Origin of the sequence: Azospirillum doebereinerae (genome assembly GCF_003989665.1) — a bacterium.
Taxonomy (GTDB): Bacteria; Pseudomonadota; Alphaproteobacteria; order Azospirillales; family Azospirillaceae; genus Azospirillum; species Azospirillum doebereinerae.
Map to the genome: position 1 here is coordinate 90,498 of NZ_RZIJ01000003.1, position 15,047 is coordinate 105,544.

The following is a 15,047-nucleotide window of genomic DNA, read 5'->3' on the forward strand; positions in this document are numbered from 1 at the left end:
GAAACCCTTGCAACGTCGCCGATGCTAGCGAGGGGGCGGCTTTTTCCGATAGAAGAATGCGGACGGATGCTTGAATAATTCCGACATGAGCAGCGAACACCCCGGCACCCGAACCCTTTCCGGCGCGGACCCCAGGACGCTCCCCCGCCTGCGGATCGGCTTCGTCCTTCTGGATCAATTCACGCTGACCGCCTTTTCGGGCCTGATCGACGCGGTCCGGCTGGCCGCCGATCTCGGCGGGCGCAGCCGGCAGATCGACGCCAGTTGGACGGTGATGAGCGTCGGCGGGCAAGCCCGGCGGTCGAGCTGCGGCGTGCTGGTCACGCCGAACGAGGATCTGCGTGATCCGCTGGCCTTCGACTATGTCGCGGTCTGCGGGGGGAACGATTACCTGAACGACGTCCAACCGGCGCGGCTGACCGACTATCTGCGGCGGGCGGCGTCCGGCCGGGTCCGGCTGCTCGGCGTCTGCACCGGAACCTTCGCCATCGCCCATGCGGGCCTCGTCGGCACCCGGCGGGTGTGCGTCCATTGGAACGTCCTGGACGCCTTCCGCGAGCGGTTCCCGAGCGTCACCGCCACGGTCGACCAGCTGTTCATCGACGAGGGCGACCTGATCACCTGCGCGGGATCGACCGCCGCCATCGACCTCGGCCTCTATCTCATCGGTCGGCATTGCGGCGGCCAGAAGGCGCGGCAGGCGGTCCGCCACATGATGCTGCAGGACATCCGGTCCGCCGCGCTGCCGCAGGCCCATTTCTACGCCAACCTGGACGGCATCGCCGACATCCGCGTCCGGCAGGCGTCGCATTTCATCGAGCAGAGGCTCGATTCCCCGCCGTCGGTCGAGGCCATCGCCCGTTACGTCGGGGTGAGCGCCCGGCAGTTGGAGCGTGCTTTCCAGGCGGCGCTCGGCGTGTCGCCGGCGGCCTTCCAGCGCCGGTTGCGGTTGGATTACGGGCGTTGGCTGCTGGAGAACACGCGCCGTTCGATCACCGACATCGCCTTCGACTGCGGGTTCGCCGACGCCGCGCATTTCTCGCGCGACTTCAAGGCCCAGTTCGGCCGGATGCCGAGCAAGGCGCGCGGCCCCGCGCCGGGCTCGTGAGCGTCGCGGGGCAGGACCGGCGGCGTCCGTCCGTCACCCGACCAGGCTGTGGGAGATTTCCTTCACCTTGTGGGTGGCGTCGCTTACCACGCCGGTCGCGATCGCGATCTCGTTCATGCTGTTGAGGATGCCGCCGACGCCCATCGCGGCGTCCTGCATGTTGGCGGACATCGCGCGGGTGACGATGGTCTGCTCCTCCACCGCCGAGGCAATGGCCGCGGAAATCTCGTTCATGTGGGCGATGACGCCGGACACGTCGCCGATCGACGTCGCGGCGTCGCTGGTCGCCTTCTGGATGCCGGCGATCTGGGTGGTGATCTCCTCCGTGGCCCGGGCGGTCTGGCCGGCCAACGTCTTCACCTCGCAGGCGACGACCGCGAAGCCCCGACCGGCCTCGCCGGCGCGGGCCGCCTCGATCGTCGCGTTCAGCGCCAGCAGGTTGGTCTGCTTGGCGATCTGCTGGATCAGGCCGACCACGTCGCCGATGCGGGACGCCGCCTCGGTCAGGCCGGCCATGATGGCGGCGGTGTGGTTCGCCTGATCCACTGCCCGCACGGTGACCTGCGCCGCCTCGTTCATGCGGCGGCCGATCTCGTCGATCGCCGCCGACAGCTGCTCCGCGCCCGCCGCCGCCGCCTGGACATTGGAGGAGATCTGGGTCGAGACGGTGGCGGCGTTGGCCGCCTGCCCGTTGGCGGTGGAGATTGCGGTGGTGATCGCGCCGAGGTCGGTGTCGATCTCCGTCTGGATTTCGCTGCGCTGCAGGCGCTCCCTGACCTTGGCGGTGATGTCGGTGGCGAACTTCACGACCTTCACCGGTCGGCCGTGGGGGTCGAAGATCGGGTTGTAGGTCGCCTGGATCCAGACGTCCCGGCCGTTCTTGCCGATCCGCCGGTATTCGGCGGTCTGGTATTCGCCGCGCCCCAGCGCCTCCCAGAAGCGGCGGTAGGCCGGGGATTCCCGTTCGGCCGGATCGACGAACAGGCTGTGGTGGCGCCCCCGGATTTCCGCCAAGCTGTAGCCGAGGGTTTGCAGGAAGTTGCCGTTCGCGTCGAGGATGGTGCCGTCCATCGCGAACTGGATGACCGCCTGGGACTTGTTGATGGCGTCGATCTGGCCCTGGAAGTCGGCGGCCTTGACCTTCTGGTCGGTGATGTTGGTGGCGAACTTCACCACCTTGGTCGGCTTGCCGTTGCGCCCGACGATCGGGTTGTAGGTCGCCTGGATCCAGACGTCGCGGCCGTCCTTGCCGATCCGCCGGTATTCGGCGGTCTGGTATTCGCCGCGCTCCAGCGCCTCCCAGAAGCGGCGGTAGGCCGGGCATTCCCGTTCCGCCGGATCGACGAACAGGCTGTGGTGGCGCCCCTGGATTTCCCGCAGGCTGTAGCCGACGGTGTCGAGAAAGTTCTGGTTGGCCGTGATGATGGTGCCATCGAGGTTGAACTCGATGACCGCCTGGGACTTGTCCAGCGCATCGAGCTTGGCCGTCCGCTCCAACCCGCTTTGGAATCCCATCATGACCGAACCCTTTCCATTATGAACATCGTTGAATAGAAGGCTGTTGATCGGCCGATCATGCGCAGCGGCCGGAGCCTCCATCGCGCGGGAGGGCCTTGCTGGTGCACCATTTTTCGTCATGCTCCGCAGCCTGCGGCGCTTGTGAAAGGATTTAAGCGTCGGCTTCGCGACCCTAGCAATAAGGGTTGCCCCGGACCCTTTCGGGGTATAGCTATCCTTTGGCGTCGCGATGCCGGTCGGTTTTTCGGAACGCTCCAGGGGATCCGAAAACCGGGTTTCCCAACACAAGATCAAAGACTTCTGGAAAGCGGCGGTTGTGTACGCGGCGCCGCCCCGCTCATTTTTCTCCCACGCCGTTCCGGCGGTGGGCCCGGCAAGCCCTACCCATAATGTCTGCGGCCTGCCGGGGCGGGTGGCCCCTCGTATGAAAGCACTGTGGCGAGGTGCGTTGCCTATCCATTTTCCCAACTCCCCTATACGGTGGGCGGGACATGGGTGCGGATCGTCGGCTGTTTGAAGATCGGAAAGCCAAATTTCGTGCGCCGAGACGGGCGATCCGACGACCCGTCCCTCCACGTCCAAGGGACCAGCGTATAAACCCTGCCCGAATTCCCAGGGCCGTCTCCAGCCCTGGGTGGCCTTGACCACCCGGGGCCGATTTGCGTTAAAGAAAGCCGATGGACAGCCACGGAATCGCGGCGACCAGGATCAGACCGACCAGGAGCGCCGCCAGATAGCCCAGGATGGGCCGCATGCCCTCGTCGGGGTTGATGCGGCCGATGGCGCAGGCGACGTAGTAGCCGACGCCGAAGGGTGGGGCGAACAGGCCCATGCCCATGGCGAGGATGACGATCATCGCGTACTGCACCTCGTGCACCCCCATCTGGCGGGCGATGGGGAACAGCAGCGGTCCGAACAGCACGATGGCGGGAATCCCCTCCAGCACGCTGCCCAGCACGATGAAGGCGACGATCGACACGGCGATGAAGGTGAAGGAGCCCCCCGGCAGGCTGGCCATCAATTGCGCGAGGTCGGTCGAGAAGCCCGACCGGGTGAGGCACCACGCCATGCCGGTGGCGGTGCCGATGATCAGCAAGATCGCCCCGGACAGGGCCGCCGTCTCCACCAGCATCGGCACCAGCCGCCTCCAGTCGAAGCGCCGGTAGACCAACAGCCCGACCACCATCGAGTAGACGATGCCGATGGTCGAGACCTCGGTCGCCGTGGCGATGCCCTCGACCACCGCCGCGCGGATGACGAAGGGCAGGGCCAGCGCCGGGACCGCCACGAACAAGCTGCGGCCGAGCTCGCGCCGGGTCGGGCGACGCACTCGCGACAGATCTTCGTGGCGGTAGCGGAACCACACGACGACGCACAGCGTGAAGGCCAGGACGAGGCCGGGCAGCAGGCCGCCGGTGAACAGCGCCGCGATGGAGACGCCGGTCACCGAACCGATGGTGATGAGCACGATGCTGGGCGGGATCGTTTCGGTCTGCGCGCCGGTCGCCGCCAGCAACGCCACCAGATCGCCCGGCTTGGCGCCGCGCGCCTTCATCTCGGGGAACAGCACCGGGGCGACGGCCGCCATGTCCGCCGCCTTGGCGCCGGAAATGCCCGAGACGAGGTACATGGCGCCGACCAGCACGTAGGACAGCCCGCCGCGCACATGGCCCAGCAGGTTGGCGAGCACCGCGACCATCGCGCGCGCCATGCCGGTCATCTCGATCAGCAGGCCTAGGAACACGAAGAGCGGCACCGACAGCAGGATCAGGTGCGACATGCCCTCGTCCATGCGGCCGATCACCACCAGCAGCGGCACGCTGGTTGTCAGCGCGAGGTAGCCGAAGCTGGCGAGGCCGAAGGCGAAGGCGATGGGCACCCCGGCGAAGACGGCGCCGGCGACGATGCCGACGAAGAAGATCAGCAGGTTGAGCTTGCCCAAACCGGCGAAGGCCGGCTGGAGCAGCGCGAACAGCAGGGCGACCCCGGCGACGGCCAGCAGGGCGCCGCCGACCAGACGGAGATTCCCCACGCTGGCCAGACGGACCAGCGCGACGACGATCATCAGCCCCAGCCCGACCGGCAGGGCCGCCGCCCGCCACATGTTGGAGATTTCCAAGGCCGGGGTGACGATGGCGTCCTCCTCATGCGCGAACTCGGCGGCCGGGCCGATGACGAGCAGGAGGAAGGCCAGCGCCGCCGCCACCGCGAACACGTCCAGGAAGGCGCGCAGCGGCGGCGACGCCCAGCTGACGAAGGCGGTCATCCGCATGTGCTCGCCCCGGCGGAACGCCACGACCGATCCCAGCATGGCGAGCCACAGGAACAGGATCGAGGCGAGCTCGTCGGACCAGGTGATCGGGGTGTGCAGGACGTAGCGCGCCACGATGCCCGAGAACAGCAGGACGATCTCGGCGGCGACCAGCAGCGCCACCGGGATCTCGACGATCCGCCCCAGGATGGCGTCGACGCGCGCCAGCCCTGGGGACGAGGACCCAACCGCTCCGCCGGTCTTGTGATCGGCGAGCGCCGTCATGTCAGGGCGCCCACGGACTTCTCGAAGACGCTCCAGGCCTCCTCGCCGTATTTGGCCTTCCACTCCGCGTAGAAGCCGGCCTTTCGCAGGGCGGCCCGGAACGGCTCGGGATCGGTCTGGTTGAAAGCGAGGCCCTTCTGGGACAGCGAGTCACGCAGCGCCGCGTTGAGGGCGGCGATGTCCTGGCGCTGGGTCAGCCCGGCCTCGTTGAAGCCCCGGCTGACGATCTGGCGCAGATCCTCGGGCAGCGAGCGCCACGCCCGGCCGTTGGTGACGATCCACGACCCGTCCCAGACATGGTTGGTCACCGAGCAGAACTTCTGCACCTCGTAGAACTTGGCGGTGTCGGCGACGACCAGCGGGTTTTCCTGCCCGTCGACCACGCCGGTCTGCAAAGCGGTGTAGACCTCGCCCAGGTTGATGCTGGTGGGGGCGCCGCCCAGCGCCTTGAACAGCGAGACGTAGACCGGGCTGACCGGCACCCGGATTTTGAAGTTGGCCAGATCCTGCGGCCCGGTGATGGCCTTGGTGCGGGTGGTGATCTGGCGGAAGCCGTTGTCCCAGATGCGGTCGAAGGCGTAGAGCCCGACCTTCTCGAACCCCTTGCGGATGTAGCCGCCGAGATCGCCGTCCATCGCCTTCCAGACGGCGTCGTAGTCCTTGAAGGCGAAGCCCATGCCGTTGATCGAGGCGACCGGCACCAGGGTGGACAGGATCAGCCCGCCGGTGCTGAAGAACTCGATCCCGCCCGACCGCACCTGGGCCAGCAGGTCGCTGTCGCCGCCGAGCTGGCTGTTGGGGAAGACGGCGATGTCGACCTTGCCGCCGGTGTCCCGCTTGATCCGCTCGGCGGCTTCCAGCGCGCGGATGTGGAGCGGGTGGCTGGCCGGAAAGCCGTGGCCGAATTTCCAGCTGAACTCCGCCGCCTTGGCGCGCGACACGAAGGGACCCATGGCCACGGCCGCCGTCCCCGCCGCCAGAAAATGTCTCCGTTTGATGAGCATGTTCGTTCCCTCCCGTTTGTGTTTTTGGCCAGCTTGTGTCTTTGGTCCGATGGATCGGTCCGGCTCAGGCGGCCGGCCGCCGACCCTCCAGCGCCGCGTCGAGGATGCCGCGCACGGCTTCCATCGTGACGGGTCCCGGATTGTTGCCGTTGTCGGTCTCCACCGTGATCCGCGCCGCCTCCTCGATGGAGTCGCGCGAGAATCCGACATCGGCGAGGCGCGTCGGCAGCCCGACGGTCTCCATCAGGTCGAAGATCGCGCCGCCGACGTCGGTGACGTTCATTGCGGCGGCGAGCCGGCCCATGGCCTCCGGAGCGAAGCGCGCGTTGTAGGCGGCGACGTGGGGCAGCACCAGCGCGTGGGACAGGCCGTGCGACACGCCGTAGGTGCCGCCCAGCACATGGGCGACGCCGTGTTGCAGGGCGAAGCCGCCCGACAGGGCCGCCCCCGCCAGATGCGCGCCGTAGAGCAGGTCGCCGCGCGCCTCCAGGTCGTCGGGTCGGCGCGCCACGCGGGGCAGGGCGTCGAGGATCGCCCGCGCGCCCTCCATTGCCGCCTGGACGATGACCGGGCTGACGGTCGGCACGTAGACCACGTCGACGCAATGGGCGAGCGCGTTCATGGCGCTGGCCGCGCTGACGTCCAGCGGCAGTCCGACCGACAGGGCGGGGTCGTAGACCACCGTGCCGGCCAGCATGCGCAGGCTCTGGTGCATCCGCTTCACGCCGTCGATGGTGATGCCGCAGAAGCCGGTCATCTCCGAGCCGGAATAGGTGGTGGGCACCGCGATGACCGGCAGGGCCAGCTCCAGCGCGATGGCCTTGCCCAGGCCGATGGAGGCGCCGCCGCCGACGCTCACCAGGCAGTCCGCGCCCATCTCCGCCGCCCGCGCCTGGCCCTTGCGGGCCAGCTCGATGGGAACCTGCGAGATGGCTTCGGGCAGCAGGCCGACGCAGCGCTCGCCGAGACGCTCGACGACGCGCCGGGCCATGGCGCCGCGTCCGGGGGTCGAGACGACCAGCGCGCGCCGCGCGCCGAGGCGCTCGACCTCCTCGTCGATCCGGTCGGCGGCACCGGCGCCGAAGACCACGCGCGACGGCACGGCGTTGTACACATCACCGGGAGTGCTGAAAGTCCGCATGATAAGTCCTTGGTTTCGTTCGTCTCTCGGTTGGGCTTGCCGTTCTCCGCGGCGCCTCACCAGTCGACGATGGTCCCGTCCTCCAGCAACGCCGACGCCGAGTGCATGACCTCGGGCTTGAAGGGATGCTTGGCCGCCTCGGTCTCGTTCACCTCGATGCCGAAGCCGACGACGTCCGGGACCTCCCAATGGCTGCCCGTGCGGCGGATGGGGGTCTGGACCACGTCGTCGTACCAGGGCACGGCGCCGGTCATCTCCTCCTGGATCACGAAGTTCGGGGTGGCGACGTCGAAATGCAGGGCCGCCACGCCGGCCAGCGGGCCGTTGGGGTTGTGCGGCGCGATGCCGATCATCTCGGCCTCGGCCAAGGCGGCGATGCGCTTGCCTTCCAGCAGACCGCCGGTGTGGTTCAGGTCGGGCTGCGCGACGTGCAGGGCCTTGGACGTGAAGACCGGCAGGAATTCCTTCAGCCCGACCAGCCGCTCGCCCGACGCGATGGGGCAGTCGGCCTGCTCGGCGATGCGGCGCAGCGCGTCGGTGTCGCCCGGCTGCACCGGCTCCTCGCAGAACATCGGGCGGTAGGGTTCCAGTTCGCGGATGAAGCCCATGGCGGCGGCGACCGAGGCGGGGCGGCCGTGGAAGTCGATCATGATGTCGACGCCCTCGCCGACCGTGTCGCGCAGCGCCTGCATCATGCGGCCGACGTGGCGCTGGGCCGGAACCGGGGACGTGTAGGCGCCGTAGGGGATGAAGACGACCTTGAGCGCGTCGTAGCCCTTCTCCACCACCGCCGCCGCCCGCTCCTTGAGGGAGCCGATGTCGAAGGTCTCGTAAACCGAGCGCATCTCGCCCAAGCCCAGATGGGTGTAGACGCGCACCCGGTCGCGCACCTTGCCCCCGAGCAGGCGCCAGACCGGCAGGCCGACGCTCTTGCCGAAGATGTCCCACAGCGCGTGCTCGATGCCGCTGATCGCGGTCACGCCGACCATGCCCAGCTTGTAGTAGCTGAACTTGTTCATCGCGCGCAGGCATTGCTCGATGTCGCGCGGGTCCCGGCCCAGCACGGTCGGCTCCAGATCCTCGACCGCGCCGGTGACCGCGCGGGTCTTCCAGTTCAGGCTGGCCTCGCCCCAGCCGTACAGGCCGGGCTGGTCGGTCAGGACCTTCACGAAGATCCAGTTGCGCATCTCGGCGTTGACGACGAAGGTCTTCACGCCGGTGATCTTGATCGGCACGCCGGCGGTGCGGCGGGCGAGGTCCTCGGTCTCTCGGATCATGGAAGGCTCATTTCTTGGAGGCCGGGGCGGGGCTCCGGGCTGGGCGTGCGCACCACGTTCAGCAGCGGTTCTCCGGCGGCCAGCCGGTCGATGTTCCGCGCGATGAAGGCGTAGCGGCGTTCGGGAAGCTGGGTCGTCCAGGCCGACGAATGCGGCGTGCAGACCGCGTTGGGCAGATCCTCGAACCGGAAGCGCGAGGGGCGCACCCGGTCCTCGGCGCCGGCCGGGTAGCCGTACCAGACATCGAGCACGGCCCCGCCGATCGCTTGGCGTGACAGCGCGTCGTACAGCGCCGCCTCGTCCACGATGGGCGCGCGGGACACGTTGACCAGCACGCCGGTCGGCTTCATCGCGGCCAGTTCGGCGGCACCGATCAGGCCCTGGGTCTGCTCGGTGAGCGGGCAGGCGATGACCAGGAAATCCGCCTGGGTGAGCGCTTCCGGAAGCCGGTCAGGCGGCAGCACCGCGTCGGCCAGACCGTCGGCGTTGCCAGCGAATTGATCGACGGCGAGGATCCGCATGCCGAAGGCGCGGGCGCGCTGGGCGATGGTCCGGCCGATGCGCCCGAAGCCGATCAGACCCAGCGTCTTGCCGTGGACCTCCCCGTGCGGCACGCGCGCCCGGTAGGTGTCGGACCACGTGTCGGTGGCGAAGGAGGCGCGCAGCGCGTCCAGCCGGATTTCCCAGTTCAGCATCGCCGCCAGAACGAATTCGGCGATGGGAATCTCGTGTTCGAAGACGTTGCAGACGTGGCAGCCGGCGGGCAGGGAGGCCATGTCGATGCCGTCCAGCCCGGCGCCGGGCACGTGCAGAAGGCGAAAATTCGGGACTGTCATGTCCTTGCGCGAGAATCGCAAGGAAATCACCACGTCGTCAGGGCCGATCGCGGAATCGAAATTCGGCGAATGGGCGGCTTCGCGCGGTAGGGGAACGATGTCGCAGGGTGTCGTCAGAAAAGCGGCGAGCTTGTCCTTGTAATTGGCAGCCTCGCCGATCATGAAAACTTTCATTGGCGGGTTCCTCCGTTACACGAACGATAGGCCCATCCAATTGAGTAGGTCCAACGATTTAAAATGATCGTTTGATAAGGAAAAGTTTTCACCGGACCTTTTCCGGCGATTGGCTACGACACCTGTTCGCCGACGGCGGTCGCCACGTTCAGGAAGGTCTGGATGGCCGGCGACGTGTCGTCGCTCTGATAGGCGACGCCGAGCGTCAGGTAGGGGGCGGGACCCTCCAGGGCGCGGTAGATCACCCCAGGCCGCCCGAACTGCTGGAGGGTGGAGGCGATCAGGCCGATGCCGAAATCGGCGGCGGCCAGCGCGATGATCGATTGCGCCGGGGAGGCTTCGAGGATCAGTTCCGGGCTGAAGCCGGCCTGCTGGCACAGGCTGATGATCTCGTCGTAGAGACGTGGGCCGATGACGCGTGGGAAGATGATGAAGCGCTGCCTGGACAGATCCTCCAGCCGCAGGCTGGGGCGTTCCGCCAGCGGGTTGCGGTCGGACAGCACGACGCTGAACCGCATGCGCGCGATGGGGTGGGAGGACAGCGACTGGTCGTCGAGCGGCGGATGGAAGATGCCCACGTCGATGGCGCCCAGCCGCAGGGCCTCCTCCTGCTCGGCCGTGGTCATGACGTGGACGTTGACGCCGAAGTTGGGCAGCACCGTCCGGAACCGGTGCATGATCTCGGGAAAGACGATGTAGAGGGCGGGCGCGGTCATGCCGACCGACAACTGCCCGATCTCGCCCCGGTCGGTCTGGCGGGCGAGTTGCGCGGCGCGTTCCATCTGGCGCAGGATCTTCCGCGCCTCGCCCAGAAAGGTCTCCCCGGCCCGCGTCAGCGAGACGCGCCGCTTGTTGCGGTGGACGAGCTGGACCTGAAGCTCCTCCTCCAACTGCCGCAATTGCTGGCTGAGGGCGGGCTGCGTGATGTGGCACCGCGCGGCGGCGCGGTGGAAATGCAGCTCCTCGCAGAGCGCGACGAAAAACTGAAGCCGGCGGCGGTCCATGCCCCGCAGATAAGGTCATCGGGCCAGATCTGTAAAGGCAAGACGACGGCTCGTCCCCCTTGTGTTGGATGGCCCCGCCGATGCGGACGGGGAGGAAGGGTGTCTCCAGCCTGCCGTTCGGCGGGACCCGTGCGGGGTGTGTTCCGGCGAAGCAAGGGGCTGGAGGATTGCATCGGCGGAGCCGTCGCGGATCATGGTGGACGCTATCACGCAGCCCGTCTCCGTCCTTGCTCCACATCAAGGGAGCGTGTCGGTGCCATGGGTGGAGTCGTGCGTTGCGAGCCGCCGTCTGTCCATAGACTCTGGACAGACGGCGCCGTTGATCGTCGCGCATGCCGGAACTTGGCCGGTGCTCTGCCGCTGGATGGGCGTGGAGGCCGCCCAACGCATCCGCGGTCATCCTGACGCGGGAGACGGCGGTCACCGGGTGACGCGACGAGATCGGGTGATCAGACCGATCCTAAGGCGGTGGCCGGGGGCTTAGGCAGCGCGGCGGCGAAGCTGGCGACGTTCGCCTCAAGATGGGCGAGCTTGCTTGTGCCGGTGAGAACGACGCCATCGGCGAGATGCCGGCCGATGAAGGCGAAGGCCGCACGGGCGGCGTCCCCGCCGGTGGCCGATCCGACCAGCGAGCCCATGGCGAAGGGACGGTTGACGATCGCCCGCAGGCCCGCCTGCGCCATCAGGGGCAGGAGCGGAAGCATCTTGTCGTCGGCGCTGTTGAGCGGGAATTGCAGGAACCCGTAGAGCCCCGTCCCGATCGCCCGCTGTCCAGCCTCGACCGTGGCGACGCTGGCGCCGAAGCGCGTCACGCCCGCCGCCCGGGCGTGCTCGAGCGCGGCGACGACGCCGGGGCTGTCCACCAGATCGGCCGTCGCCTTGTGGATCTGCAGCACGTCGATGCCTTGCAGGAGCGTCAGGCTGCGGTCGATGCTGCGCCGCAGGGCGTCCCGGCCATGATCGACGAAGGTCGTGGCGCCGTCCGCATCCCAATGCTCGCCGGCCTTGGTCATCACCGTCAGGGCGGAGCGCTGCGGGCCGGGAAGCCCGGCGAGGAAGCGGCCCAGCACGGCCTCGCTGCTTCCATAGGCCGGGGCGGTGTCGAGGGTGTGGACACCGAGGTCGAGCGCGCGCCGGAGCAGGGCATGCGCCTCCTCCTCGCCCGGCACCTCGGTCGGGCGCACGCCCCAGCTCCGGCCGATGGACAGCAGGCCGAGACCCAGCTCCAGCCGTTTTTCGACACTCGTCATAGCGTCACCCCTGTGGTTTCGGGTGGAAGAAGGATTGAGGCCGCAGAGGGGCCTCGCTGAACAGACCGAAGGCCTGGATCACCATGCCGGTCGGCACGGTGAGGCCACGGGCGACGCCGCTGCCCTTGAGCACGCCGCCCCGGCGGTCCGGGTCGGGGTCGCGGTGGCTGCCGCCGGCCTGGAGCCGGCAGTTCTGCATCCGGATCGGGCCGAGCACCTGCGCACCGTCGCCGACGCTGTTGTCGAGGGCGAGCGAACCGCCGCCGAGCAGCCGCGCGTGACTGCCGATCTCGATCACGCCGGTGGAATGGCCGGTCTTGATGGTGAAGCCGCCTTCCTCGCCGATCTCGGTCGCCGCGCCGATGCTGATCCGCCCGCCATCGGCGACGACGCGCGTGCCGGGAAAGAGCTGGGTGCCGCGTCCGACGGCCACCCGCCCCCCTTCGGTCGCCTGGACGATGGTGCCGGGCCACAGCGTGACGCCGGCCGCCAAGGCGACGTCCGGCGAAACCAGCGTCGAGAACGGGTCGAGGATGAGGACCCCACCATCGGCGAGCGCCGCCACCGCCTCGACGGACAGGAAGCCGGCGCGTTCGCGCGCCCGGTTGGCGGCGCCGACGAGAGCCTCAACCACGACCGGCGGCCTTTGGCTGCGCGCCGGACGGCGTGGCACGGCTTCCGTTAACAGTGTTTCGTTGGTTTCCCATAATCATGACATCCGCCATTCATTCCTCCCTTGTATGAACAATCGGAAAGAAAGACGCCGGGAGATGGTGTCACGCGGATGAACGAAGGGGGAGGGAAGGGGAATGGAAGTCTTTCTTGCGCTCCCTTCATCATTGATACCGATTTTTTTCTGAAGCGTAAAGCTTTTTGGATGAATTGGTGTCGACATGGAAAATAACAACGGAAATTGTACCGGAGGATTCTTCCCATGCTTTGTGCGGTTACCAAGATGAAGTTTGCCGGTGTCGGCATCGGTGCTCTGTTCGTGCTTGCCGCGAGCCCGACCTATGCGCAGGGAAGCGTCACCGTCATGTGCGGCGTGCAGGAGGAATGGTGCAAGGCCATGGCCGTCGCCTTCGAGAAGAAGACCGGCATCGGCGTCGCCATGACCCGCAAGAGCGCCGGCGAGGCGCTGGCCCAGATCCGCGCCGAGGCGGCCAACCCGAAGATCGACATCTGGTGGGGCAGCTCGGGCGATCCGCATCTCCAGGCGGCCGAGGAAGGCTTGAGCGTCTCCTACGAGAGCGCGCAGCTCAAGGATCTGCAGTCCTGGGCGCAGAGCCAGTACAAGCAGTCGCAGGGGCGCAGCGTCGGCATCTACGCCGGGGCGCTGGGCTTCGTCTACAACACCGAGATGCTCGCCAAGCGGGGCATCCAGCCGCCGAAATGCTGGGCCGACCTGCTGCGTCCGGAGTTCAAGGGCGAGGTCCAGATGCCCAACCCCAATTCGTCCGGGGCGGCCTACACGGCGCTGGCGACCCTCGTGCAGATCTTCGGCGAGGACGCCGGCTTCGACTATCTGAAGAAGCTGAACGAGAGTGTCAACCAGTACACCAAGTCCGGCGCGGCGCCGGCGGCGGCGGTGGCGCGCGGTGAGACGCTGGTCGGCATCTCCTGGGTCAACGACAGCGTCATCCAGAAGGTGAACAAGTTCCCGGTCGACATCTCGACCCCCTGCGAGGGGACCGGCTACGAGATCGGTTCGATGAGCATCCTCAAGGGCGCCAAGAACCTTGAGTCGGCCAAGGCGTTCTACGACTTCGCCCTGACGCCGGAAGCGCAGAACTACGGCGCCCTCAACATGCAGATGACGCCGTCCAACAAGCAGTCGGTGTCGCCGCCCGACGCGCCGAAGTTCGAGGACGTCCGGCTGATCGACTACAATTTCCAGAAATACGGCATGGTCGAGGAGCGCAAGCGTCTGCTGGGCCGCTGGGATGCGGAGATCAAGTCCGTCGCCAACTGAGTCGCCAACGGACGGGCGGCCTTGAAGCGGCGGCCTGTCCATCGTCATCCCCGCCTTCGCGCTGCGGCGTGCGCACAGGCGTGCGCACAGGCGTGCGCACGGGGGCGACGGCCCCGCACCCGCACGGGCTGCGCCGGGGACGGTGGGCGGTTTGGAACGTTTGAAACACCGTGGAACGCTTTTCCCGTCCTGTTCCGTGTTTCGTTCCGGCGCCCGGCGGCTCATCCGTCGCGTCCGCCGCCGCGCCGCCCGCAGGGCCCCTGGCCGCGCCGCTCCTCCGCCGAGCCGAGGCTGGGGTAGGCGTCGTCGGGGTTGAGGGTCCAGGGATAGACGCCCTTGGGGCCGTCCGCCTCCGGCCGGGCCAGGATGGCGGCGATGAGGGAGGGATCGGGCTGGGTCTGTTCGCGGAAGGCGCCGGGAACCGCGTCGTCGAGGGCGGAGGGCGGGGGATTGGAGGGGACGTTTGCGTCCTCAATCGGCCCCCTTTCGCTGAGGGCAGGACGCGCGCATTCGGCTTCCTCTCCTGGGACGCTGCGGCATTCGTACATCCCGTCGAGCGGGTCCGGATCCCCTCTCCCCCCGGGGAGAGGGGGATCTCGGTCCGGCTTGAGATCGGCGAATCCGCCAGCTTCCGGGGCGGGAGAGGGCTTTGGCGGTTGCGGGGGATCGGTTGCGGGTTGGCTCTGGAACGCCCCACTTGGCGCGCCGAACAGGCCGAGCCGGTCGGCCGCCCAGCGCACCGTCGCCGGATCGCCCATCGCCACCAGCCGCTCCACCTGCTGCGCCACCAGATCGCGCAGCGACGACAGCCGCAGCTCCGCCTCGCGGTTCAGCGCCTGACGCTCCCACCAGACGCGGACGCGGAGCGCCTGCGAGCCGTAATAGGCCCGCCACAGCGTGGTGCGGCTGCACCCCAGGGCGCGCGCGACGTGCAGGAAGGACGCCCCGCGTGCCAGCATGCCAGCGGCCATCACCCATTGCTCCTCGGCGAAGCGGGATCCCGGAACCAGGGAGCCGTCCGGCGGCACCGGAGGGTCCTCGGCCCAGCGGGGGAGGGCGGCGGCGGGGGTGGCGGGCGCGTCGAGGGGCATGGCGGGGCTCCGGGGGCGGTGGGAACAGGAGCGCCAATTTATAGGTAAATTTTCCTTTCATGGAGGGCTTTCGGGAAAAAGCGGTTTTCGGGAGGGCCGCCTTGCAGCAGAGGCTTTGACCTTTGGCTGCCATCCC

Annotated in this window: 12 protein-coding genes; 2 read left to right on the forward strand and 10 right to left on the reverse strand. The window is 68.1% G+C overall.

Annotated features, from left to right (window positions below; all coding sequences use genetic code 11):
* Positions 1–85: 85 nt before the first annotated feature.
* A complete protein-coding gene (locus EJ913_RS05525) occupies positions 86–1,108 on the forward strand; it encodes a GlxA family transcriptional regulator (protein ID WP_126995623.1) in 1,023 nt (340 codons plus the stop codon).
* A 33-nt stretch (positions 1,109–1,141) separates the two neighbouring features.
* On the opposite strand, the gene EJ913_RS05530 is transcribed toward EJ913_RS05525, so the two are convergent.
* The 9 genes from EJ913_RS05530 to EJ913_RS05570 all read right to left on the reverse strand — a co-directional run bounded on the left by EJ913_RS05530 (position 1,142) and on the right by EJ913_RS05570 (position 12,482).
* The gene (locus EJ913_RS05530; RefSeq protein WP_126995625.1) at positions 1,142–2,626 is read right to left on the reverse strand and encodes a methyl-accepting chemotaxis protein; all 1,485 of its coding nucleotides are present in this window, start codon (positions 2,624–2,626) and stop codon (positions 1,142–1,144) included.
* Between the two features lie 664 nt (positions 2,627–3,290).
* Positions 3,291–5,162: a TRAP transporter large permease gene (locus tag EJ913_RS05535; RefSeq protein ID WP_126995627.1), complete on the reverse strand. Its 1,872-nt coding sequence runs from the start codon at positions 5,160–5,162 to the stop codon at positions 3,291–3,293.
* Positions 5,159–6,166: a TRAP transporter substrate-binding protein gene (locus EJ913_RS05540; protein WP_126995629.1), complete on the reverse strand. Its 1,008-nt coding sequence runs from the start codon at positions 6,164–6,166 to the stop codon at positions 5,159–5,161. Before EJ913_RS05540 ends, EJ913_RS05535 begins: the two co-directional genes overlap by 4 nt.
* A gap of 64 nt (positions 6,167–6,230) precedes the next feature.
* Positions 6,231–7,307, reverse strand: a complete 1,077-nt coding sequence (locus tag EJ913_RS05545; RefSeq protein WP_126995631.1) for a maleylacetate reductase — start codon at positions 7,305–7,307, stop codon at positions 6,231–6,233.
* A 56-nt stretch (positions 7,308–7,363) separates the two neighbouring features.
* Positions 7,364–8,584, reverse strand: coding sequence for an enolase C-terminal domain-like protein (locus tag EJ913_RS05550; RefSeq protein ID WP_211098881.1), 1,221 nt, complete (start codon positions 8,582–8,584; stop codon positions 7,364–7,366).
* Positions 8,581–9,594 (reverse strand): 2-hydroxyacid dehydrogenase, encoded by a 1,014-nt coding sequence (locus EJ913_RS05555; RefSeq protein ID WP_126995633.1) that lies wholly within the window; start codon positions 9,592–9,594, stop codon positions 8,581–8,583. The genes EJ913_RS05550 and EJ913_RS05555 overlap by 4 nt, the downstream gene beginning before the upstream one ends.
* Positions 9,595–9,707: 113 nt before the next feature.
* Positions 9,708–10,598, reverse strand: coding sequence for a LysR family transcriptional regulator (locus EJ913_RS05560; protein ID WP_126995635.1), 891 nt, complete (start codon positions 10,596–10,598; stop codon positions 9,708–9,710).
* A gap of 449 nt (positions 10,599–11,047) precedes the next feature.
* The gene (locus tag EJ913_RS05565; RefSeq protein ID WP_126995637.1) at positions 11,048–11,848 is read right to left on the reverse strand and encodes an aldo/keto reductase; all 801 of its coding nucleotides are present in this window, start codon (positions 11,846–11,848) and stop codon (positions 11,048–11,050) included.
* Positions 11,849–11,852: 4 nt separating this feature from the next.
* Positions 11,853–12,482 (reverse strand): hypothetical protein, encoded by a 630-nt coding sequence (locus EJ913_RS05570; RefSeq protein WP_126995639.1) that lies wholly within the window; start codon positions 12,480–12,482, stop codon positions 11,853–11,855.
* A gap of 300 nt (positions 12,483–12,782) precedes the next feature.
* On the opposite strand from EJ913_RS05570, the gene EJ913_RS05575 reads away from it, so the two are divergent.
* Positions 12,783–13,820, forward strand: coding sequence for an ABC transporter substrate-binding protein (locus EJ913_RS05575; RefSeq protein ID WP_211098882.1), 1,038 nt, complete (start codon positions 12,783–12,785; stop codon positions 13,818–13,820).
* Positions 13,821–14,041: 221 nt separating this feature from the next.
* Here the strand turns inward: EJ913_RS05575 and EJ913_RS05580 are convergent, their stop codons facing one another.
* Positions 14,042–14,911, reverse strand: coding sequence for a helix-turn-helix domain-containing protein (locus EJ913_RS05580; protein ID WP_126995641.1), 870 nt, complete (start codon positions 14,909–14,911; stop codon positions 14,042–14,044).
* Positions 14,912–15,047: the final 136 nt, after the last annotated feature.

Excerpts from the sequence above, each read along its gene's own strand:
- EJ913_RS05565 (WP_126995637.1), bottom strand. The coding sequence starts at position 11,848 with ATGACGAGTGTCGAAAAACGGCTGGAGCTGGGTCTCGGCCTGCTGTCC.
- EJ913_RS05555 (WP_126995633.1), bottom strand. The coding sequence starts at position 9,594 with ATGAAAGTTTTCATGATCGGCGAGGCTGCCAATTACAAGGACAAGCTC.
- EJ913_RS05575 (WP_211098882.1), top strand. The coding sequence starts at position 12,783 with ATGCTTTGTGCGGTTACCAAGATGAAGTTTGCCGGTGTCGGCATCGGT.
- EJ913_RS05550 (WP_211098881.1), bottom strand. The coding sequence starts at position 8,584 with ATGATCCGAGAGACCGAGGACCTCGCCCGCCGCACCGCCGGCGTGCCG.
- EJ913_RS05530 (WP_126995625.1), bottom strand. The coding sequence starts at position 2,626 with ATGATGGGATTCCAAAGCGGGTTGGAGCGGACGGCCAAGCTCGATGCG.
- EJ913_RS05540 (WP_126995629.1), bottom strand. The coding sequence starts at position 6,166 with ATGCTCATCAAACGGAGACATTTTCTGGCGGCGGGGACGGCGGCCGTG.
- EJ913_RS05560 (WP_126995635.1), bottom strand. The coding sequence starts at position 10,598 with ATGGACCGCCGCCGGCTTCAGTTTTTCGTCGCGCTCTGCGAGGAGCTG.
- EJ913_RS05580 (WP_126995641.1), bottom strand. The coding sequence starts at position 14,911 with ATGCCCCTCGACGCGCCCGCCACCCCCGCCGCCGCCCTCCCCCGCTGG.
- EJ913_RS05535 (WP_126995627.1), bottom strand. The coding sequence starts at position 5,162 with ATGACGGCGCTCGCCGATCACAAGACCGGCGGAGCGGTTGGGTCCTCG.
- EJ913_RS05545 (WP_126995631.1), bottom strand. The coding sequence starts at position 7,307 with ATGCGGACTTTCAGCACTCCCGGTGATGTGTACAACGCCGTGCCGTCG.
- EJ913_RS05525 (WP_126995623.1), top strand. The coding sequence starts at position 86 with ATGAGCAGCGAACACCCCGGCACCCGAACCCTTTCCGGCGCGGACCCC.